The 22,060-nt window shown below is 64.5% G+C and carries 18 protein-coding genes; 10 read left to right on the top strand and 8 right to left on the bottom strand.

The features are described from left to right. The first annotated feature begins 83 nt into the window (after nt 1–83). Nucleotides 84–2,369, top strand: a complete 2,286-nt coding sequence (locus HWY30_RS08150; RefSeq protein ID WP_090803453.1) for an arginine/lysine/ornithine decarboxylase — start codon at nt 84–86, stop codon at nt 2,367–2,369. A 2-nt stretch (nt 2,370–2,371) separates the two neighbouring features. After that, nucleotides 2,372–3,118 (top strand): lysozyme inhibitor LprI family protein, encoded by a 747-nt coding sequence (locus tag HWY30_RS08145; RefSeq protein ID WP_244168779.1) that lies wholly within the window; start codon nt 2,372–2,374, stop codon nt 3,116–3,118. 31 nt (nt 3,119–3,149) lie between these two features. On the opposite strand, the gene HWY30_RS08140 is transcribed toward HWY30_RS08145, so the two are convergent. From HWY30_RS08140 to zwf, 4 genes are all read right to left on the bottom strand, one after another. Next, nucleotides 3,150–4,076, bottom strand: coding sequence for a bestrophin family protein (locus HWY30_RS08140; protein ID WP_090803457.1), 927 nt, complete (start codon nt 4,074–4,076; stop codon nt 3,150–3,152). A 151-nt stretch (nt 4,077–4,227) separates the two neighbouring features. Next, nucleotides 4,228–6,144: a bifunctional transcriptional regulator/glucokinase gene (locus tag HWY30_RS08135; protein ID WP_090803458.1), complete on the bottom strand. Its 1,917-nt coding sequence runs from the start codon at nt 6,142–6,144 to the stop codon at nt 4,228–4,230. After that, on the bottom strand, nt 6,122–6,838 hold the full coding sequence (pgl, locus tag HWY30_RS08130) for a 6-phosphogluconolactonase (protein ID WP_090803460.1): 717 nt from the start codon (nt 6,836–6,838) through the stop codon (nt 6,122–6,124). Before pgl ends, HWY30_RS08135 begins: the two co-directional genes overlap by 23 nt. A 193-nt stretch (nt 6,839–7,031) precedes the next feature. Next, on the bottom strand, nt 7,032–8,495 hold the full coding sequence (gene zwf / locus HWY30_RS08125; protein WP_090803461.1) for a glucose-6-phosphate dehydrogenase: 1,464 nt from the start codon (nt 8,493–8,495) through the stop codon (nt 7,032–7,034). A gap of 601 nt (nt 8,496–9,096) precedes the next feature. On the opposite strand from zwf, the gene HWY30_RS08120 reads away from it, so the two are divergent. The 4 genes from HWY30_RS08120 (at nt 9,097) to HWY30_RS08105 (ending at nt 13,556) form a co-directional block, all read left to right on the top strand. Further along, nucleotides 9,097–10,344: an ABC transporter substrate-binding protein gene (locus tag HWY30_RS08120; RefSeq protein WP_090803463.1), complete on the top strand. Its 1,248-nt coding sequence runs from the start codon at nt 9,097–9,099 to the stop codon at nt 10,342–10,344. A 217-nt stretch (nt 10,345–10,561) separates the two neighbouring features. Then, nucleotides 10,562–11,500: a carbohydrate ABC transporter permease gene (locus HWY30_RS08115; protein ID WP_090803465.1), complete on the top strand. Its 939-nt coding sequence runs from the start codon at nt 10,562–10,564 to the stop codon at nt 11,498–11,500. Continuing rightward, complete coding sequence (locus tag HWY30_RS08110; RefSeq protein ID WP_167368627.1) at nt 11,490–12,347, top strand: carbohydrate ABC transporter permease; 858 nt, start codon at nt 11,490–11,492, stop codon at nt 12,345–12,347. The genes HWY30_RS08115 and HWY30_RS08110 overlap by 11 nt, the downstream gene beginning before the upstream one ends. Before the next feature lie 93 nt (nt 12,348–12,440). Further along, complete coding sequence (locus HWY30_RS08105) at nt 12,441–13,556, top strand: ABC transporter ATP-binding protein (RefSeq protein ID WP_090803468.1); 1,116 nt, start codon at nt 12,441–12,443, stop codon at nt 13,554–13,556. Between the two features lie 84 nt (nt 13,557–13,640). Here HWY30_RS08105 and HWY30_RS08100 read toward each other — a convergent pair whose 3' ends face one another. The 4 genes from HWY30_RS08100 to trxB form a co-directional block, all read right to left on the bottom strand. Then, nucleotides 13,641–14,561 (bottom strand): LysR family transcriptional regulator, encoded by a 921-nt coding sequence (locus tag HWY30_RS08100; RefSeq protein WP_090803470.1) that lies wholly within the window; start codon nt 14,559–14,561, stop codon nt 13,641–13,643. Nucleotides 14,562–14,691: 130 nt separating this feature from the next. Further along, a complete protein-coding gene (locus HWY30_RS08095; RefSeq protein ID WP_090805612.1) occupies nt 14,692–15,351 on the bottom strand; it encodes a glutathione S-transferase family protein in 660 nt (219 codons plus the stop codon). Between the two features lie 116 nt (nt 15,352–15,467). Continuing rightward, nucleotides 15,468–16,235 carry a Smr/MutS family protein gene (locus HWY30_RS08090; RefSeq protein WP_090803472.1) on the bottom strand — a complete coding sequence of 256 codons (768 nt, stop codon included), beginning with the start codon at nt 16,233–16,235 and terminating at the stop codon, nt 15,468–15,470. Nucleotides 16,236–16,438: 203 nt separating this feature from the next. Then, nucleotides 16,439–17,440 (bottom strand): thioredoxin-disulfide reductase, encoded by a 1,002-nt coding sequence (trxB, locus tag HWY30_RS08085; RefSeq protein ID WP_090803474.1) that lies wholly within the window; start codon nt 17,438–17,440, stop codon nt 16,439–16,441. Between the two features lie 391 nt (nt 17,441–17,831). Here trxB and HWY30_RS08080 point away from each other — a divergent pair, with 391 nt between their 5' ends. From HWY30_RS08080 to HWY30_RS08065, 4 genes are all read left to right on the top strand, one after another. Then, a complete protein-coding gene (locus HWY30_RS08080; RefSeq protein WP_167368628.1) occupies nt 17,832–20,141 on the top strand; it encodes a DNA translocase FtsK in 2,310 nt (769 codons plus the stop codon). 151 nt (nt 20,142–20,292) lie between these two features. Continuing rightward, complete coding sequence (gene lolA / locus HWY30_RS08075; protein ID WP_090803478.1) at nt 20,293–21,036, top strand: outer membrane lipoprotein chaperone LolA; 744 nt, start codon at nt 20,293–20,295, stop codon at nt 21,034–21,036. A 335-nt stretch (nt 21,037–21,371) separates the two neighbouring features. Further along, nucleotides 21,372–21,602 (top strand): hypothetical protein, encoded by a 231-nt coding sequence (locus tag HWY30_RS08070; protein ID WP_090805614.1) that lies wholly within the window; start codon nt 21,372–21,374, stop codon nt 21,600–21,602. Between the two features lie 204 nt (nt 21,603–21,806). Next, nucleotides 21,807–21,995: a hypothetical protein gene (locus tag HWY30_RS08065; RefSeq protein ID WP_244144826.1), complete on the top strand. Its 189-nt coding sequence runs from the start codon at nt 21,807–21,809 to the stop codon at nt 21,993–21,995. Nucleotides 21,996–22,060 lie beyond the last annotated feature (65 nt).

Genomic DNA, 22,060 nt, shown 5'->3' with positions numbered 1-22,060 from the left:
AGCGTCTTGACCCACCAGTTATTCGGGTGACCGCTGCGCTTTTTACGTAACGCAGCGGTCGTTTTCTTTTTGGAGAATCGCCCATGAAGTTCCGTTTCCCCGTCGTCATCATCGACGAAGATTTCCGCTCCGAGAACATCTCGGGTTCCGGCATCCGGGCTTTGGCCGAAGCCATCGAGAAAGAAGGCGCGGAAGTGCTCGGGTTGACGAGCTACGGCGATCTGACCTCGTTCGCGCAGCAGTCGAGCCGCGCGTCGTGCTTCATCCTGTCGATCGACGACGACGAGCTGCTGCCGTACGTCGATAACGTGGTCGTCGAAGGCGAGACGCCCGAGCTTGCCGCCGCGATCGTCGCGCTGCGCGCGTTCGTGACCGAAGTGCGCCGCCGCAACGCCGATATTCCGATCTTCCTGTACGGCGAAACGCGCACTTCGCGCCATCTGCCGAACGACATCCTGCGCGAGCTGCACGGCTTCATCCATATGTTCGAGGACACGCCGGAGTTCGTCGCGCGCCATATCATCCGCGAGGCGAAGGTGTATCTCGACTCGCTGGCGCCGCCGTTCTTCAAGGAACTGGTGCAGTACGCGGAAGAAGGTTCGTACTCGTGGCACTGCCCGGGTCACTCGGGCGGCGTCGCGTTCCTGAAGAGCCCGCTCGGCCAGATGTTCCACCAGTTCTTCGGCGAGAACATGCTGCGCGCCGACGTCTGCAACGCGGTCGACGAACTGGGCCAGCTGCTCGACCATACCGGTCCGGTCGCGGCCTCGGAGCGCAACGCCGCGCGCATCTTCAGCGCCGACCACGTGTTCTTCGTGACCAACGGCACTTCCACCTCGAACAAGATCGTCTGGCACGGCACGGTGGCGCCGGGCGACATCGTGCTGGTCGACCGCAACTGCCACAAGTCGATCCTGCACGCGATCACGATGACCGGCGCGATCCCGGTGTTCCTGACGCCGACCCGCAACAACTTCGGCATCATCGGCCCGATTCCGCGCAGCGAGTTCGAACCGGAGAACATCCGCAAGAAGATCGAGGCGAACCCGTTCGCGCGCGAAGCGCTCGCGAAGAACCCGAACCTGAAGCCGCGCATTCTGACGATCACGCAAAGCACCTACGACGGCGTGATCTACAACGTCGAGATGATCAAGGAGATGTTGGGCGAATGGCTCGACACGCTGCACTTCGACGAAGCGTGGCTGCCGCACGCTGAATTCCACGAGTTCTATCAGGACATGCACGCCATCGGCGCGGGCCGTCCGCGCATCGGCGCGATGGTGTACGCGACGCACTCCACGCACAAGCTGCTCGCCGGCATCTCGCAGGCGTCGCAGATCGTCGTGCAGGATTCGAAGAACAGCCGCTTCGACAAGCATCGCTTCAACGAGGCGTATCTGATGCATACGTCGACGAGCCCGCAGTACGCGATCATCGCGTCGTGCGACGTGGCCGCGGCGATGATGGAAGCGCCGGGCGGCACCGCGCTCGTCGAGGAGTCGATCGCTGAAGCGCTCGACTTCCGCCGCGCGATGACCAAGGTCGACACCGAATACGGCGACGACTGGTTCTTCAAGGTGTGGGGCCCGGACCAGTTCGCCGAGGAAGGCATCGGCTCGCGCGACGACTGGATGCTGCGCCCCAACGACGCGTGGCACGGCTTCGGCCCGCTCGCCGAAGGCTTCAACATGCTCGACCCGATCAAGGCGACGATCGTCACGCCGGGTCTCGACATGGACGGCGGCTTCGGCGAAACCGGCATTCCGGCCGCGATCGTCACGAAGTACCTGGCCGAGCACGGCATCATCGTCGAGAAGACGGGCCTGTACTCGTTCTTCATCATGTTTACGATCGGCATCACGAAGGGCCGCTGGAACTCGATGGTGACCGAGCTGCAGCAGTTCAAGGACGACTACGACAACAACCAGCCGCTGTGGCGTGTGCTGCCCGAGTTCGTGCAGCATCATCCGATGTACGAGCGTGTCGGCCTGCGCGACCTGTGCCAGCAGATCCACAGCGTGTATCGCGCGAACGACATCGCGCGTCTGACGACCGAGATGTACCTGTCGAGCATGGAGCCGGCGATGAAGCCGTCCGACGCGTTCGCGAAGCTCGCGCACCGCGAGATCGATCGGGTACCGATCGACGAGCTCGAAGGCCGTGTTACGTCGATCCTGTTGACGCCGTATCCGCCGGGCATTCCGCTGCTGATTCCGGGCGAGCGTTTCAACAGGACCATCGTCAACTATTTGCGTTTCGCGCGCGAGTTCAACGAGCGCTTCCCGGGCTTCCATACGGATATCCACGGGCTCGTCGGCGAAATGGTCAACGGGCGCATCGAATACTTCGTCGATTGCGTGCGCCTCTGACGATGGAGTGGGTGACGTTTCTGCCGGGCCTGGCAGCGATCGGCCGCTGCCGGCGCGGGGCCGGCGTGCTGGCCTTCGCGCTGGCGGCCGGCACGGTGGTGTTCGGCGGCATCGCGAGTCCGGCGGCGCATGCCGAGGTGGCCGCCGCCGATCCGATCGACGCGTCGATGCGCGCGTGTCTCGCGCGCGCCGACATGTCGACGACGATGGGGCAGGTGCAGTGCATGGACGCTGCGCGCATCGGCTGGAAGGTCGCGGTCGACAACGCGTACCAGCAGTTGCTCGCGAAGCTGCCGCCCGCGCGGCGCAGGCTGTGGGAAAGGAGCCAGTCGAGCTGGCTCGCGTCGCGCGATGCCGAGAAGCAGTTGCTTGCCGCGGTCTTCGCCACGACCCAAGGTTCGACGTACGTGCTTTCCGAAGCCGACATGCAGCTGCAGCCGGTGCGCGACCGCGCGCTCGCGCTGCGCAGCGCGCTCGCCGATGCGAACGGTCCGGAGCCGCGCCGGCCGCGAGCCTGCAACGCCGACGCGCGTTGCGAACACGCGATGTTCGATCTGAAGCGCTACTATCGTGTGCTCGAATCGAAGATGCCGGCGCAATCGCGGCCGACGCTCGTGCACGCGCAACGCGCGTGGAGCGCGTATCTGACGGCGTCGACGCGGCTCGTCGACGAGCACGGGCGTATCGACATCATCGGCGCGCGCGTCGCGACGATCAAACGGCTCTCCGAAACGGCCGGCAACCACTGACGGCCGCCGACCGGCGCGGCCCACCGCGCATTCAATCCCATTGATAACGGTCTTCGCGCGGCTGCGGCGGCGCGAGCGCCGGCTCGCCGAGCAGATCGCGCATCGCATCCTCGATCATCGCGGACATCGTGTTGAGCGCGAGGTCATTGTCGTCGGTGCCGAACGGTTCTTCGAGCTGCGACGCGATCGCTTCGTGCGCCATGAACGTGTACGCGACGAACACCGCGAACACCGGCGTGAAAATGCCGATGCTATTGACGAGTCCGAATGGCAGCGACGCGCAGAAGAAGTACACGGTGCGGTGGATCATCACCGAATACGCGAACGGCAGTGGCGTCGACGCGATGCGCTCGCACCCGCCGATCACATCCGACAGCCCGCTCAGATTGCGGTCGAACGCGAGCACCGCCATCGGATCGAGCGCCCCCGCGCGTGCCGCGCGCTGCACCCATTCGCCGAGGCACAGCAACAGCGCGGCTGGCTTGTAGCGCGATCCAATCACACGTTCAAACAGTGCGCGGGGCAGCCGCGCGGCAAGGTCGTCGCGCGGTTCGGTCTTGCGCAACTGATGACGCAGCGCATGCGGGAGCGCGCTCAGTATCGCCAGGAACGCGGCGGCTTCTTCTTTGGGCAACTCGCGCGACGGCAGCGTCAGCGCCTGGCGCGTCAGCGAGCGCGACTCATTGAGCAACTGCCCCCACAGCTTGCGCGCCTCCCACCAGCGGTCGTAGCTCGCGTTGTTGCGAAAGCCGAGAAACACCGCGAGCGCAATGCCGACCAGCGAGAACGGCGCGATCGAGTTCAGGTTCAGGCTGACGGGCAGCAGATGATCGTGTGCGGCGAGCGCAATGATCGAGATGAAGAAGATCAGCAGGAGCCGCGGCAGCAACTGCGGCAGCACCGAGCCGCGCCACGCAAGCAGCATGTGAAACCAGTGGAGATGCGGGCGGATGATCATGGCAAAGCGGTTCAGCCAGGAGATAGAGCGCCTATTATCGGTGGCTTTTCGCGTCCCCAAACAGGAAAACCCGCGGCGGGCGCATCGAAGACGATGCACACGCCGCGGGTTCGTTCACCGCGAGCGGATCGGGACAGCCGTGAGCGGAGGCTCAGTCGCGCGCCGACGACGCAGCGCCGTGACTGAGCCAGTCGAGCACGGCCGTCGCGTCGTCGTCGGCGCCTTCGCGCGCTTTCTCGACCGTCTCGGCGACGTCGTCGCTCGGCACCGCGCGCCGAATCGCCACGCCGACCGCGAGAATGTCGATCATCACGAGGTGCAGGATGCGCGAGATCATCGACAGTTGCGACTCGCGAATCTCGATGTGATCGGTTTCCAGCGCGACCGTCGCACGCTTCGCGAGCGGGGTGTTGCTCGACGTGATCGCGATCACCTGCGCGCCGGCCTGCATCGCGACGTCGAGCACGCGCAGCAGCTCGGGCGCGCGCCCCGACTTCGACACCGCGACGATCACGTCGCCCTTGCCGAGCAGCGCGGCCGAGGCCGCCTGCATGTACAGGTCACCGTACGCGATGGTCGGAATGCCGAAGCGGAAGAACTTGTAGTGCGCGTCCTGCGCGACGATGTTCGAATTGCCGAGTCCGTAGAACTCGATGCGCCGCGCGCCGTTCAGCAGGTCGATGGCGCGTTCCACGTGCTCGAAGTTCAGATGCTCGCGCAATTGCAGAATCGCGGACACGGTGTTGTCGAGCACCTTCGCGCCGAAGTCGGTCGCGGTGTCGCCGAGATGCACCTGGCTGTGGCTGACCGGAATCGTGCCGGTCAAACCGGTCGCGAGCTTGAGCTTGAAGTCCGACAGCCCCTGGCAGCCGAGCGAGCGGCAGAAGCGGATCACGGTCGGCTGACTGACGTCGGCCTTGCGCGCGATGTCGACGATCGGATCGTTGATGATCGAACGCGGGTGGTTCAACGCGAGTTCGGCGACGCGGCGCTCGGCCGGCGTCAGCGCGTCGCGCATCTGGCGAATCCGCTCGAACACCGCCGACGAGCTGCCGCCCGCGCGGTTCGACAGCTGCTCCGCCAGAATCGCCGATACGCCGAGGAACGCCGGGTATTCGGCGGTAATCACATAGGTCGGCACGCTCTGCAGATACGCCTCGAAGCGGCCCTTCGCCTCGAAGCGCTGGCGGAACGACGAACGCGCGAAGAACTCGCCGAGGCGTGGCACGACGCCGCCGCCGATATAGATGCCGCCGAGCGCGCCGAGCGTCACCGCGATGTTGCCGGCGAAGGTGCCGAGAATGCCGCAGAACACGTCGACCGATTCGGCCGCGAGCGGCTCGCCTTCGAGCGCGCGCTTGACCACATCGGCCGTATTGACGCTGGCCGGCACGCGCTTCTTGTCGCGGCCCGCGAGCGCGCGATAGATCACCTCGATGCCGGGCCCCGCGGCCACGCGTTCGAACGACACGTGCGACCACTTCTTGCGCGCGTACTGCAGCACGATATCTTCACGCTCGTCGGCGGGCGCGAAGGTGGCGTGGCCGCCTTCGCTGCCGAGCGCGATCCAGCGGTCGTCGGCGGGGATCAGGCCCGACACGCCCATGCCGGTGCCGGGGCCGAGCAGGCCGATCACGCTGTTCGGCCGGCGCTGGCCACCGCCCACCTGCACGCGCTGAGCATCGGTGAGGCCGGGCAGCGCCATCGCGAGCGCGGTGAAGTCGTTGACGACGAGCAGCGTGTCGAAGCCGAGCGCGCGGCGCGTCGCTTCGATCGAAAAGGTCCAGTCGTGATTGGTCATGCTGACCTGGTCGCCGTCGACCGGGTTCGCAATCGCGATCGCCGCGTGATTGACGCGGCCGATCTTCGTGTCCTTCAGATACTTCTTGATGACGTCGGCGACACTCGGGTAGTCGGCGCAAGGATAGATCTGCACCGAGCCGATTTCGCCGGGGCCCGTCTCGAGCGCGAAACGCGCATTGGTACCGCCGATGTCGGCAAGCAGCCTCGGTCCATCGGCGTGCTGGACCGCGCCCGGCACAGCTTTAGTTTGCACACCAGTAGACATCGAGTCTCACTCCCTTGTCGTTTGCCAGCTGCGAGATGGCATTTTTTTGTAGCGCGGCGGACGCGGCGTTGAGCACGTCCATCTTGCGCGGCCCTGCGATCAGCAGAAACAGATGCTTCACGTCCTTCAGCGCGGACAGCGACCAGCTCACGCGCGCGTGCGGCGCCGCGCCCGGATGCACGGCGACGAAACGCTCGGTCGTGTTGATCGCGTGATCCCATTCGGGCGCGTCGGCGAAGATCGACGCGGTATGGCCGTCTTCGCCCATGCCCAGCACCGCGACGTCGGGCGCCGTGGCAAAGCGCGCGTCCGCGTTCAGCGCGGCGACGTGCGAATGCAGATCCTGGGTGGTGTCGACGAGCGGCCAGAAGGTCGCGTGTTGCGCCGCGTTCTGCAGCAACGTGGCGCGCGCGAGCTGCGCGTTGCTCGCGCTATCGGTCTCCGGCACCCAGCGGTCGTCGACCAGCGTGATCGCGATGCGGGGCCAGTCGAACGTCTGCGTCGACAACGTTTGCAGGAACGGACGCGGGCTGCTGCCGCCGGACACGGCCAGCATGGCCGGGCGCGCGAGCGGGGTTGACGTGCCGGTGCCGGCCGCCTGTGCGGCAAGTGACGCATGTAACGCGTCGCCCACCGCTTTCGCCAGCGCGTCGGATTGGGCGCGCTGGTCGTCGAAAGCGTGAAGCTCGATCACTTCTCCTCCGTGCTGCTTTCTTGTTAGGTCTGCGGAATCAGCCTGACTGCTCTCGCACGATGCCTGCAAGGCGGGTGGCCTGCAAACGCATGACGCGATACCGGCGCGACTCCGTTCAGTTCGTCGGTGGTGTTGCCGGCGCCGCGCGCCGAGGTGTTCATCGCGCGCGGCGCCGTCCATCAATTCATCAAACTCAATTCTCTTCCTCGAGCCAGCAGGTGCCGTGCTGGGCGAGCATCGCGCTCGCCGCGGCCGGTCCCCACGTGCCCGCCGCGTACGGCTTGGGCGGCTTGGTCGAGGCCTTCCACTCGTTCAGGATCGGCTCGACCCAGCGCCATGCGGCTTCCTGTTCGTCGCGCCGCACGAACAGCGCGAGGCGCCCGTGGATCACGTCGAGCAGCAGCCGCTGATAGGCCTCCATCTGGCCTTCGCGGAAGAACCGGTCGAACGCGAGATCGAGGTATACGCTCGCGAGGTTCATACCCTCGCCGGGCTGCTTCGCGAGACAGTACAGACGAATCGTCTCGTTAGGCTGCAGACGAATCACGAGGCGGTTCGCGCCCGCGCGCAGCGCCGACGCGCCAAGCGCCGAATGCGGCACCGCACGGAAATTCACGACGATCTCGGCGACGCGATCGGCGAGCCGCTTGCCCGTGCGCAGGAAAAACGGCACGCCGGCCCAGCGCCAGTTCCCGATCTCGACCTTCAGCGCGACGAAGGTCTCGGTCGAGCTATCGGGCTTCACGCCGTGCTCGGTCGCGTAGGCCGGGACCGTGTTGCCACGGATCACGCCCGAATGATACTGGCCGCGCACCGCGACCTTGCCGATGTCCTGCGGCTCGACCGGTTTGAGCGCGCGCAGCACGCGCAGCTTTTCGTCGCGCACCGAGTCGGAATCCATCGAGTGGGGCGGTTCCATCGCGACGATCGACAGCAACTGCAACAGGTGGTTCTGCACCATGTCGCGCAGCGCGCCGGTATTGTCGTAGAAGTCGCCGCGCGCTTCGACGCCGAGTTCCTCGGCGATCGTGATCTGGATGCTTTCGACCCACTCGCGGCGCCACAGCGGCTCGAACAGCGCATTGCCGAAGCGCAGCGCGAGCAGGTTCTGCACCGGCTCCTTGCCGAGGTAATGGTCGATCCGGTAGATCTGTTCTTCCGCGAAGATTTCGCCGACCGCATCATTAATTGCGTTCGACGACTTCAGGTCGTAGCCGAGCGGCTTCTCGAGCACGATGCGCGCGTTGTGGTTCAGGCCCACCGCGGCGAGCGCATGGCAGATCGGCACGAACAGCGACGGACCCGTCGCCAGATAGAACACGCGGATGCCGGGCATCTCCTGGATCGCGTCGCGCAGTTGCGCGAAGTCATCCGGATTGCCGAGATCGATCTTCACGAACTCGATGCGCGCGAGGAAGCTCGTCCACGCGGCTTCGTCGAGGCCGTTCTTCGACACATGCGGCTTGACGTGCCCGTCGACCCACTGCAGATACTCGCCGCGATCCTCGACGTGCCGCGCAAGCGCCACGATCTTGCCGCTGTCGGCGAGCATGCCGCCCGCGCGGTGCGCCTCGAACAGCGCGGGCAGGATCTTGCGCATCGACAGATCGCCGGTTCCGCCGAAGAGAACGAAGGTGAAGCTTGTGTCGGTATGCATGAGTCTCCGTCGATGTCCTGAAGGGCCGCCGCGCTGATCGGACACTGCACGCGCAGCGCCCCGGAAGAGCGACCGTAGTCCGATAAAATATTTTTTGACACTGAATTGTAGTTTAACTACAATCCAAATCAAGAGGTAGCGCTAATTCGATGAAAAAAGAGCGTGCGCTGTACTGACGGAATGCACGCTTTTTGCGACTCGGCGGGCGTCCCCGGCACGCTGACGGACAATGGGACAACGCCTTCCGGTACGCGCCAGCAGGGTGCCGGCGGACCTTACGGAAAGCCGGGGAGTCGACGGGCTTGCGGGGTCGTTGCCCGCAGCCGACGTCAGGCTGGCGTCGAGTTGGCGTATGAGGTACCTCGAGTCTGCAGCGCGATGCGGGCAGGCAAAAATCAAAAGAGGAGACAGTCAGTTGCATCCCGAACCACTCACCTCTTGAGCGTCCAGCGGCCGGACATCGGTCCGCCGGCACATGCCCTCGCGCATGCGCCCGACCGTGCTCGATCGCCGGTGTTTTGCCTGTTTGAACCAACCACAGCACCCTGGCGACATCAGGGGCCATTCGTTTTTTTGTTCAGGTGTCTGGAGGAGATAAGCAATGAAATTTCGCGCGATCATGGGCGCTCTGTGCGCTGCGGGTCTGATGTGTGGCGTGTCGGCCGTGCAGGCCGCCGAGTCTCTCGAAGTGCTGCACTGGTGGACTTCGGGCGGCGAATCCAAGGCCGTCGGCGTCCTCAAGGACGACATGACGAAGCAGGGCTACACGTGGAAGGACTTCGCGGTCGCGGGCGGCGCTGGCGCGGCTGCCATGACGGCACTGAAGACGCAGGTGATCTCGGGCAACGCACCGAGCGCCGCGCAGATCAAGGGTCCGCTGATCCAGGAGTGGGCTTCGCAGGGCGTGCTGGTGCCGATCGACTCGGTCGCGGGCGACTGGAAGAAGAACCTGCCGCCGGAAATCGACAAGATCATTCGCGCGGACGGCCACTACGTCGCCGCTCCCTTCTCGGTGCACCGCGTGAACTGGCTGTACATCAACAAGGCTGCGCTGGACAAGGCCGGCGGCAAGGTGCCGACCACGTGGCCTGAGTTCTTCGCGGTGGCCGACAAGATGAAGGCCGCGGGCATCCAGCCGATCGCGATGGGCGGCCAGCCTTGGCAGGACCTGACGCTGTGGGAAGACGTCGTGCTGTCGCAGGGCGCGGACTTCTACAAGAAGGCGCTCGTCGACCTCGACGAGAAGACGCTGACCTCGGACAAGATGGTCGGCGTGTTCGACACGGTCCGCAAGATCCAGGGCTACTTCGACGCGGGTCGCACGGGCCGTGACTGGAACCTCGCGACGGCCATGGTCATCAACGGCAAGGCCGGCATGCAGTTCATGGGCGACTGGGCGAAGGGCGAATTCACCAACGCCGGCAAGAAGTCGGGCACGGACTACGTCTGCGCCGTGGTGCCGGGCACGGAGAAGGCCTACACGTTCAACGTCGACTCGTTCGTGTTCTTCCAGCAGAAGGGCCAGAAGGCCGCGACGCCGGGCCAGCTCGCGCTCGCGAAGACGATCATGTCGCCGGCGTTCCAGGAGCAGTTCAGCCTGTACAAGGGCTCGATCCCGGTGCGTCTCGGCGTGCCGATGGACAAGTTCGACGACTGCGCGAAGAAGTCGTACGCGGATGAGCAGATCGCGATCAAGGCCGGCGGTTATGTGCCGTCGCTCGCTCACGGCATGGCTCAGCCGGATGCCGCGGCAGGCGCGATCTCCGACGTCGTCACGAAGTTCATGAATTCGCAGGAAGATTCGAAGACTGCGGTTCAGGCTCTCGCGAAGGCAGCGAAGACCAAGTAAGCGTAAGTACGAAGTGTTGCGCCCGGCGGCTTGCATCCGAAGCACCGGGCGCGCCCTTCGGGCCGTGTCGAGTCGGACCTCGAGCTGCTTTCGTTCGCAGCGCAGTCCGGCGCCACGCGGCTCACCCTGGTTTCATGGAGTCACACCCAGACCGTCGCGGTCCCGCGCCATGCGTGCACGGGCAGCCCGACGGTACAGTTTCAGCAGGAGTCGAGTAGTGACTGCTTCCATCAGCGGGAACGGGAAAACGGCCGCCGTCACCCGCCGCACGTCGCCCATGGCGGCCCTTGCCGATCGCTGGATTCCGAAGCTGGTGCTCGCACCCAGCGTCGTGATCAGCCTGATCTTCGTGTATGGCTTTATCGCAATCACCGGCTATCTGTCGCTGTCTACTTCGCGGCTGATGCCTCGTTGGGAGTTCGCGGGTCTCGACCGCTATCGCGAACTGTTCCAGAACGACGTGTTCTGGACTTCGGCCGCGAACCTCGGCTGGTTCGGCATTCCGTTCATCGGTATCTGCATCGGTCTGGGTCTGTTGCTCGCGATCCTGCTCGATCAGCAGATCCGCAACGAAGGCGCGCTGCGCGCCGTGTTCCTGTATCCGATGGCGCTGTCGTTCATCGTGACCGGCACCGCGTGGCAATGGATTCTGACGCCGAGCATCGGCATCGAGAAGGTGTTTCACGACTGGGGCTGGACGAGCTTCTCGTTCAACTGGCTCGGCGACCCGGACAGGGCGATTTTCTGTATCGTGATCGCGGCGGTCTGGCAGTCCACCGGCTTCGTGATGGCGCTGTTCCTCGCCGGCTTGCGCGGCGTCGACAGCGAGATCTTCAAGGCCGCGCAGATGGACGGCGCGAACCTGCCGACCATCTACCGCAAGATCGTGATACCGAGCATGCGGCCGGTGTTCTTCTCCGTGCTGCTGATCCTCTGTCACATCACCATCAAGACGTTCGACCTGGTCGTCGCGCTGACCGCCGGCGGTCCGGGTACGTCGACGTCGCTGCCGGCCATCTTCATGTACACGTTTTCGTTCAACCGTGGGCAGCTCGGCGTCGGCGCGGCATCGTCGATCATGATGCTCGCTACCGTAGTGGCCGTGCTCGTGCCGCTGATGTATCTGGAATCGAGGAGCACCCGCAATGCAGCCTAAGATGACGATTAGCCGTGCCGTCATTTACGCGGCCCTGGTTCTGTTCGCGCTGTACTTCCTGTTCCCGCTGTATGTGATGCTGTCGACGTCGTTCAAGGACATCGACCAGTTGCGCACCGGCAACCTGCTGACGCCGCCGACGAGCTGGAGCTTCGCGCCGTGGCTCAAGGCGTGGAGCGGCGCGTGTACGGGGGTGCGTTGCGACGGCATGCAGCCGTTCTTCATGAACTCGGTGCGCATGGTGATTCCGGCCGTGCTGATCTCGTCGATCATCGGCGCGTTCAACGGCTACGTGCTCACGCACTGGCGTTTCCGCGGCGCCGATCCGATCTTCACGATGCTGCTGGTCGGCTGCTTCATTCCGTTCCAGGCGATCCTGCTGCCGATGGCGCGCCTCGAAGGCATCCTCGGCCTGGCGAACACGGTGAGCGGCCTCGTGCTCGTGCACGTGATCTACGGTATCGCGTTCACGACGATGTTCTTCCGCAACTTCTACGTGAGCGTGCCGGCTGAACTCGTGAAGGCCGCGCGGATCGACGGCGCGGGTTTCTTCACGATCTTCACGAAGATCCTGCTGCCGGTGTCGCTGCCGATCTTCATGGTGTGCCTGATCTGGCAATTCACGCAGATCTGGAACGACTTCCTGTTCGGTATCGTGTTCTCCGGCGTCGATTCGATGCCGATCACCGTGGCGCTGAACAACCTCGTCAACACCTCGACCGGCGTGAAGGAATACAACGTGGACATGGCCGGCGCGATCATCGCGGCGCTGCCCACGCTGCTCGTCTATATCATCGCCGGACGTTACTTCGTGCGCGGCCTGACCGCGGGCGCGGTGAAGGGCTAAATCACCCTGGAGCGACGGCGTTTCACCGAACGCGTGCCGTCGTCGCCTGACAAGACGTTTTCAAGCAGTACCAGAGACTAGAGGATTCACAGCATGGCAAGCCTTTCCATCCGTGACGTGTACAAGACCTACCCGAACGGGGTGCCGGTTCTGAAGGGTGTCAACATCGACATCGAAGACGGCCAGTTCCTGATTCTGGTCGGCGGCTCAGGCTGCGGTAAGTCGACGCTGCTCAACATGATTGCCGGTCTCGAAACCGTGACCAAGGGCGAGATCCAGATCGACGGCAAGACGGTCAACAACCTGTCGCCGAAAGATCGCGACATCGCGATGGTGTTCCAGTCGTACGCGCTCTATCCGTCGATGACGGTGCGCGACAACATCTCGTTCGGCCTGAACATCCGCAAGGTGCCGAAGCAGGAGCAGACGCAGATTGTCGAGCGTGTGTCGAACACGCTGCAGATCAAGCATCTGCTCGATCGCAAGCCGGGTCAGCTGTCGGGCGGCCAGCGTCAGCGCGTCGCGATGGGCCGCGCGCTCGCGCGCGATCCGGTGATGTTCCTGTTCGACGAGCCGCTGTCGAACCTCGACGCGAAGCTGCGCATCGAGATGCGCTCGGAAATCAAGCTGCTGCATCAACGCCTCGGCACGACGATCGTCTACGTGACGCACGACCAGATCGAAGCGATGACGCTCGGCGACCGCATCGCGGTGATGAAGGACGGCATCGTTCAGCAGTTCGGCGCGCCGCAGGAAATCTACGACTCGCCGTCGAACCTGTTCGTCGCGGGCTTCATCGGCGCACCGCCGATGAACTTCATCGAAGGCAAGCTGGTCGAGCAGGGCTCGGGCGTCGGCATCGAACTCGATACGGGCGTCGCGCGCAAGGCGCTGGTGCTGCCGTTCGATTCGGCGAAGGTGCGCTCGCACGTCGGCAACAACGTGATTCTCGGCCTGCGTCCGGAACGCATCACCGATGCGCGCGGCGCGCACGGCGACGACTCGAAGCTGCAGCCGGTCGAAGTGAAGGTCGACGTGATCGAGCCGACCGGTCCGGACACGCTGGTGTTCGCGCAGATCAACGGCAAGCGCGTGGTGAGCCGCGTGCACCCGGCGTCGAACCCGCAACCGGAGAACAATGCGACGCTGCTGTTCGATACGTCGAAGGCGGTGTTGTTCGATCCGGCGAATGAAGAGCGGATTGCGTAAGTCGTCGCCTCAGCGCTGAATCCGTCGCTACAGAAAAGCCCCATGCGTTGAATTGCGCATGGGGCTTCTGTTCTTTTGCAGCCGTTACGCCGCCTCGGGCAAACGCAAGTCCGGATTGTTGCGCGCGAGCTCGCTGACCCAATCGATAAACGCGCGTAGCCGCGAACTCAGATTGCGGCGATGCGCATACAGAATCGACAGCGGTGTACCGGGGCTCGTGTAGTTGCCGAGAATCTCCGTGAGCGCGCCTTGCTCGATCAGCTCGGCGACCATGAAGCGCGACGGCTGGATGATGCCGTGGCCCAACACACCCGCCGTGATGTACACCGAGCCGTCGTTGACGGCGAGCGTGCTATCCATCGCGACGCGCTCGATTTCGCCGTCCACTTCGTATTCGAACGGGAAGGTCCTGCCGCTGCGCGCGGACACGTAGTTGACCGCGCGATGCTCGCCGAGGTCCGCCAGTGTGGTCGGCGTGCCGAACTTGCGCAGATACGCGGGCGATGCGCACGTGACGATGCGCGCAAGCCCGATGCGCTTCGCAACGAGGCTCGATTCTTCGGGCGTGCCCATGCGGATCACGCAATCGACGGCGTCCTGGATCAGATCGATGTTGCGGTCCGCGAGACCGAGGCGCACGTCGATCGCGGGGTAGTGCGCGTAGAAGTCGTCGAGCGCGGGCAGCAGCAGCGAGCGCGCGAGCGTGCCGGAGGTGTCGACGCGGATCGTCCCGGCCGGATTCTCGCGCTTGCTCGACAGCGACGACTCGGCATCGGCGACGTCGGCGAGAATGCGCACGCAGCGCTCGTAGAACGATGCGCCGTCTTCGGTCACGCTGACCTGGCGGGTCGAGCGGTTCAGGAGCCGCACGCCGACGTGTTCCTCGAGCGCCTGGATCGTGCGGCTGACCTTCGCGCGCGGCAGATCGAGCGATTCCGAAACCTTGGTGAAGCTGTTCGCTTCGACCACGCGCGTGAAGATCTCCATCGCTTCGAAACGGTCCATGGTGTGCCTTGTGGGTGGTGAGCCAGAAGAAGGGCGGGGCAGGTTTGCGACACGACAGGAAGTCTACAGCCAGCAAAACGGGTTGTCTGCCGCGTCTCGTTCGCGCGCAACTGCCACCGCCGCTCGTGGCTCAATCCCGCTCCGGCGCGCCCAGCGGAAATAGCGGCCGGTAGGGCCGCGCCTCGTCGACCGCGCGTGCGAACGAGGGCCGCGCGAGCAGCCGCTGCCGGTACGCGCGCACGTGCGCGAACGCGGGGTCGATCGGGTGTGTCCAGTCGGCGTAGAACAGGAACGGGGCGGCGCCGCAGTCGGCGAGGCTGAAGCTGTCGCCGGCGGCCCATTCGCGCTCGGCCATGTGACGGTCGAGCCATGCGTACGAAGTGTCGAGCAGCGCGCGCGCATCGACGACGCCACGCCGGTCGCGCTCGGCTTCGGGACGCAGGCTATCGAACACGACTTTTTGCTGTGGAGTCGAAATGTAGTTGTCGAAGAAGCGGTCCATCGTGCGCACCTCGAGCGCTACGCGCGGATCGGCGGGCAACAGCGTGACAGGCCCCGGATAATGCAGGCCCAGATATTCGATGATGATGCTCGCCTCGACCACCGTGCGCCCGCCGTCGACGAGCACCGGGAAGCGCCTGATCGGCCACAGCGCGGCCAATTCGGCCATGACCTTCGGGTCGTCATGCGCGAGCACGCGCATCTCGAACGGCGTACCGTTTTCGTACAGCGCGGTCAGGGCCTTCTGGCAGTAGGACGAGAACGGATGGGCATAAAGCTGCAGGGGCATCGCGATCACCTTTGACGGTTGCACAGCACGAGTACGCGGTGACGACGAGAGCCACACCGCGCGACGGCCAGACTGGCCGTTTACCCCACGACGAACGACGGCCGAAAAAATCGACCTCAGACCTTCGCGCTCGCCCCATGCGGCGGCAACGAGCCCGGCTGCAACAGCACGAGTACCGCACCGGCGCCGCCGTCATGAGGGCGCGCCTGACAGAACGCGATCACTTCGGATTTCTGCACGAGCCACGCGCGCACCTTGCCCTTCAGCACCGGCTCCTTGCCGATCGACCCCAGACCCTTGCCGTGAATCACGCGCAGGCAGCGCAGGCCGCGTTTGGCCGATTCGCGGATGAATTCCGCGAGCGCCTCGCGTGCCTCTTCGCGCCGCATGCCGTGCAGGTCGATCTGCGCCTGCACGATCCAGTCGCCGCGCCGCAGCTTGCGCACTACGTCGCGGCTCAAGCCGGGGCGGCAATACGACAGCGTTTCGTCGGTTTCGAGCAGCACTTCGGGGTCGAATTCGTCGGAGATCGCTTCGTGCAGCACCGCCTCCTCGTCGAGCAGCGTCTGCACCGGCAGCGGCGGCGGGGGATTGCGCGTGAGCGTCGCGCGCGGCGGAATCGCGAGCGGCGCGACTTCGCCGATCTCGCGGCGGAACAGATCGGCGTCGGCGGCCGCTTCGCGCTGCGCCGCTCGCGTCGCCGCCTGTTCGCGCTCGCGCCGCTCGGCTTCGCCCTTCAACGCTTCACGCAACGCACCGAGTCCGGCGAGCCCCGATGCGCGATCGAGCTTCGGTGCGACGGCGGGCGCAGCCGTTGCGGGCGCGGGACGCGTGGCGGCTTGCGGGCGTTTCGGTTCGTTCGGATGGGGCTGATTCTTCGGCATGTCGGCAATACAGGCGGAAAGGTCGGTCGGTGGTGCTGCCAACGCGCTCGACGCACATTGACAAGGCGGCAAAAACGACAAAGGCCGCCGGCATTTCAGCCGCGGCCTTCGTGAGCCAATGACAGCAGCGCTGCGCCACCGTCATTTTACTGTCGCGCCCGTTTGTCGGGACTTCGTCTCGACATACGGCAGCGCGGCGCGGATCAGCGGTCCGCTTCCGCGCTCATCGCGTGCTCGCCGGCCATTTCGTTGATGGTCTCGAGATAGCGCTGCGCGTCGAGCGCGGCCATACAGCCGGTGCCCGCGCTGGTGATCGCCTGGCGATAGATGTGGTCCTGCACGTCGCCCGCGGCGAACACGCCCGGCACGCTGGTCGCGGTCGCGAAACCGTTCAGGCCGCCCTTCGTGATGATGTAGCCGTTCTTCATCTCGAGCTGGCCTGCGAAGATGTCCGTGTTCGGCTTGTGGCCGATCGCGACGAACAGGCCCTGCAGCGCGATGTCAGTGGTCTCGCCACTCTGCGTGTGCTTGATGCGCAGGCCGGTCACGCCGGAGTTGTCGCCGGTTACTTCTTCGAGCACATGGTTCCACTTGATCTCGACGACGCCCTCCTTCTCCTTCGCGAGCAGACGGTCGATCAGGATCGGCTCGGCGCGGAACTTGTCGCGCCGATGGATCACGGTCACCTTCTTCGCGATGCCGGCGAGGTAGAGCGCCTCTTCGACGGCCGTATTGCCGCCGCCGATCACGGCGACGTGCTGCTGCTTGTAGAAGAAGCCGTCGCAGGTCGCGCAGGCCGACACGCCCTTGCCCATGAACGCCTCTTCCGACGGCAGGCCGAGATACTGCGCCGATGCGCCCGTCGAGATGATCAGCGAATCGCACGTGTATTCGCCCGAATCGCCGATCAGGCGAATCGGCTTCTCATCGAGCTTCGCCGTGTGGATGTGGTCGAAGATGATCTCGGTATTGAAGCGCTCGGCGTGCTCGAGGAAGCGCGCCATCAGTTCCGGGCCTTGCACGCCGTTGGCGTCGGCGGGCCAGTTTTCGACGTCGGTCGTGGTCATCAGCTGGCCGCCTTGCGCGATGCCGGTGACGAGCACCGGCGCGAGGTTGGCGCGCGCCGCGTAAACCGCCGCCGTGTAGCCGGCGGGACCGGAACCGAGAATCAGAACCTTGGCGTGTTTCGTTGCAGTTGCGGGCATGATCGAATCCTTGTACGGCGCGCGGCTCGCCGCTGCGTAGCCGTGCGTTTTTGAGCTGAAACTGTAGATGGGTATCAGTCGGGCATTATAAAGGGCGGGGCGTGCCGCTGCGCCATCAAGCTTTCTGATCGCCGCGATAGCGTGGCGGCGTGGGCGCTCGGGGCGAGCCCGCGGCGCGATACGGCGAATTCAGCGCGCCTCGCGCATGCGTCTGTGGTCAAACAGCCAGGTTACCGTCATTTACAGCCTTGCGCGGGACACAGCGTTTACAATAGCCCGGATCGAAGTTTCCGGTAGCCGGGATCGGGCCCGAAGCCGTGCGCGGCGAGGCTCGGGCCGCGTTCCCGGCGGCAGTTTCAGCCTGAACCGGCTACCCCAGGCAACAGGATCAATGGCAAAAGCTCCCTATACCGCGAGCGCGCAGGCATTGCCGCACCGCATGTCGCGCCTCTTCACCGAAATCCGCTGGATTCTGCAGGTGGCCCTCGGCGTGTTCCTGCTGATGTCGCTCGTCAGCTACAGCAGGCACGACCCGAGCTGGACCCATGCCGCGCAGGTCGACCATATCTCGAACTGGGCGGGCCGCGTCGGCGCGTGGACTTCCGACATCCTGCTGCTGCTGTTCGGCCTGTCCGCCTACTGGTGGATCGTGCTGCTCGGCCGCCACATCTCCGCGAACTACAAGCGCATCAGCCGCAACGAAGAGCCGCAGGACGACGACGCGCCGCGCGGCGTCAGCTGGCTCGCGGACGCGTTCGCGTTCATGCTCGTGCTGCTGTCGTGCAACGGCCTCGAGGCGCTGCGCATGTGGTCGCTGAAGGTGCAGTTGCCGCGCGCGCCCGGCGGCGTGATCGGCGAGGCTGTCGCGCGCGGCATCTCGCATGCGCTCGGCTTCACCGGTGGCACGCTCGCGCTGCTGCTCGGTCTCGGGATCGGGCTGTCGCTGTACTTCCGTTTTTCGTGGCTGTCGGTCGCGGAGAAGGTCGGCGAATCGATCATTTCCGCGGTGACGTTCGCGAAGCTGCGCCGCGAGGCCGGGCTCGATCGCAAGCTCGGCGAAGCGGCCGCCGTGAAGCGCGAAGGCAAGGTCGAGAAGGGCCGCGTGCGCATCGAGGAGCACGAGCCCGTAGTGATCGTGCCGCCGCTCGCCACGCCGGCGAAGTCGGAGCGTGTCGAGAAGGAACGCCAGGTGCCGCTCTTTACCGATCTGCCCGGCGACTCCACGCTGCCGCCCATCGCGCTGCTCGACCCCGCGCCAGCCGCGCAGGAAACCATTTCCGCGGACACGCTCGAATTCACGTCGCGCCTGATCGAGAAGAAGCTGAAGGACTTCGGTGTCGACGTGAGCGTGGTCGCCGCGTATCCGGGGCCCGTCGTCACGCGCTATGAAATCGAGCCGGCCACGGGCGTGAAGGGCAGTCAGATCGTTAATCTCGCGAAGGATCTCGCGCGCTCGCTGTCGCTCGTGTCGATTCGCGTCGTCGAAACGATTCCGGGCAAGAACTACATGGCGTTGGAGCTGCCGAACCAGCGCCGTCAGACCGTGAGCCTGTCCGAAATTCTCGGCTCGGCCGTGTATGCGGATGCCGCGTCGCCGCTCACGATGGGTCTCGGCAAGGACATCGGCGGCAAGCCCGTGTGCGCGGATCTCGCGAAGATGCCGCATTTGCTCGTCGCCGGCACGACTGGTTCGGGCAAGTCTGTGGGTATCAACGCGATGATCCTGTCGCTGCTGTACAAGGCGAGCGCCGAGCAGGTGCGCATGATCCTGATCGATCCGAAGATGCTCGAAATGAGCGTCTACGAAGGCATTCCGCACCTGCTGTGTCCGGTCGTCACCGACATGCGCCAGGCGGGCCACGCGCTGAACTGGGCGGTCGCCGAAATGGAGCGCCGCTACAAGCTGATGAGCAAGGTCGGCGTGCGTAACCTCGCCGGCTACAACAACAAGATCGACGAAGCGGCCAAGCGCGAAGAGAAGCTGCCGAATCCGTTCAGCCTGACGCCGGACGATCCGGAACCGCTGACGCGTTTGCCGAACATCGTGATCGTCATCGACGAACTGGCCGACCTGATGATGGTCGTCGGCAAGAAGGTCGAAGAGCTGATCGCGCGGATCGCGCAGAAGGCGCGCGCGGCCGGCATCCATCTGATTCTCGCTACGCAGCGTCCGTCGGTCGACGTGATCACCGGCCTGATCAAGGCCAACGTGCCGACCCGTATGGCGTTCCAGGTGTCGTCGAAGATCGACTCGCGCACGATTCTCGACCAGCAGGGCGCCGAGTCGCTGCTCGGCATGGGCGACATGCTCTATCTGCCGCCAGGCAGCGGTTTGCCGGTGCGCGTGCACGGCGCGTTCGTGTCGGATGATGAAGTGCACCGCGTCGTCGACAAGCTCAAGGAGCAGGGCGAGCCGAACTATATCGAGGGCATTCTCGAAGGCGGCGTGAGCGGCGAGGGCGACGAAGGCTCGGCGGGAACCGCGTCCACCGAAGGCGAGTCGGACCCGTTATACGATCAGGCGGTCGACGTCGTGCTGAAGAATCGCCGCGCGTCGATTTCACTCGTGCAGCGGCATCTGCGCATCGGCTACAACCGGGCGGCGCGTCTACTCGAACAGATGGAGAATTCGGGCGTGGTGTCGGCGATGTCGTCGAACGGCAATCGCGAGATCCTGGCGCCGGCGCGCGAGGCGGAATAGCCGCAACGAGCCATTGCGGCCATCGCGAGCGACGCCGCGTGCACCGTCCGGTGCGCCATTGCGGCTCGACGCTGGGCCAGTCACTCTGTGTTCAGCGAGTGCATCGAGCTGGCGCAGCCCATCACCGAATTCATTCAAGGGAGAAAAACCTATGCAAGCAATCGCGCAGCAGGATGCCCGACAGCGTCGAGCGGGGCGCCTCGGCGAGCGCGTGTCCCGCGGCATGCGCAAGATCGCGCGCGCCGTGGGCAGTGTCGCGATCGGTGCGTCGCTGCTCGTCGCCTCGCACGCGTTCGCGAGCGGCACCGAGCAACTGAAGGCATTCATCGCGCAGGTCCATTCGGCGCGCGGCGCCTTCGTGCAGCAGGAAGTGCGCGCGCCGAGCAAGGCGCAGGGCGCGAGCGGCGCGCTGTCCACCGCGAACCCGGCCAAGCCGACCACGTCGAGCGGCACGTTCATGTTCGCGCGGCCCGGCAAGTTCATCTGGCAATACGAGAAGCCCTACTCGCAATTGCTGCAGGCGGACGGCGACAAGTTCTACGTCTACGACAAGGATCTGAACCAGGTGACGGTGCGCCCGCTCGGCAACGCGCTCGGCGCAAGCCCGGCGGCGATCCTGTTCGGCAGCAACGATCTGGACAAGAACTTCTCGCTGCGCGACGCGGGCGTGAAGGCCGGCATCGACTGGCTCGAACTGACGCCGAAGGCGAAGGACACGCAGTTCGAGCGCGTCGGCATCGGCTTCAAGGACGGCAATCTCGAAGCGATGGAATTGCACGACGTGTTCGGTAACGTGACGCTGCTCACGTTCTCGAACATCCAGAAAAATCCGCAACTGCCGCCCGATGCATTCAAGTTCACGGTGCCGAAGGGCGCGGATGTGATCAACGGATAAACCGCGCGGTAGGCGCCGACACTGGCGCCTTTGCAAACGCCGGCGAAGCCGCGCTTGTCGAGCGCGGCTTTTTATTTTCGCGCGGTGCGTGGATTGCTTAGGGATGCGCGCCCGGCGCCGCGACGAACGTTAAATCGTCGTACCGGCAGACGTAATGATTTAGTGCGAGACTGGAAAGACCGGCATTGCTCATGGGCTGGAGTTGGCGCGTCCGATCATTTTCCCAGGATTGGGTTCGTAATCTCTAACAATTTTTTGCTGCAACGCAACAAAATAACGCCTAAACTGATCGAAGGTTGTTGTCGCTTTGGATGTCTGGAAAGACGAGGCATGTCATGAGATTGTCTTCTTCACACGATTCACGCTTATCCCCGTCCCTCCATGTGTTCCAGCAGGAGGGCGGGTGGCATTGGGGAATAACGGTTCCGCGCGCGGCCGGAAGTGGTTTCAAGGTCGTTGCATATAGTGAAAAAACCTTTATCGACGAGGCCGAAGCCCATCGGGAAGGCAATCGCGCGCTTGAGCGTTTCGCCGATACGCCGACGGTTCGGCTTGAACGGCAGTAAGGCAGCAGGTTATCTAACGTAATCCGGCAGCCCGTTATTTGGGTTTTCAAGCGGAGAACGCAACAATTACCGCCGGTGAGAATTTAATATGCAACCAATTGCATATTTCTTTGACTTCCGAAAAATCGTAGCGATAATGTCTCGTTTCGAGATATCGCCTTAATTTTGACTTTCGCGGAATATGAAACCACCCACGCGCTTAGCGTGGAACTGGACGGCGTAAACTATGCCGGAACTTATCGCGTCATGACGGGCACCGTCGTCGTCCATTTCGCGAACGAGAGCAAATTCGCCTCGTATGCGCCGAATCGGCCGGAGACCGTCGCCCGTTGGCTGCTCACGGATCTGTGTCGCAAGGCCGAATCGCGTCGGCGCAAAGCGGCGAAAAAATAGCCCGCGGCGCGCACTGTGATTGGCCGTTCGACGGTCACAAAAAAAGACCTGCAGTTGGATTGCAG

This window comes from Paraburkholderia tuberum STM678 (assembly GCF_902833905.1).
GTDB lineage: Bacteria > Pseudomonadota > Gammaproteobacteria > Burkholderiales > Burkholderiaceae > Paraburkholderia > Paraburkholderia tuberum.
Note: the sequence above shows the minus strand (reverse complement) of the source record. Positions and strands in the feature narration are given on the sequence as shown.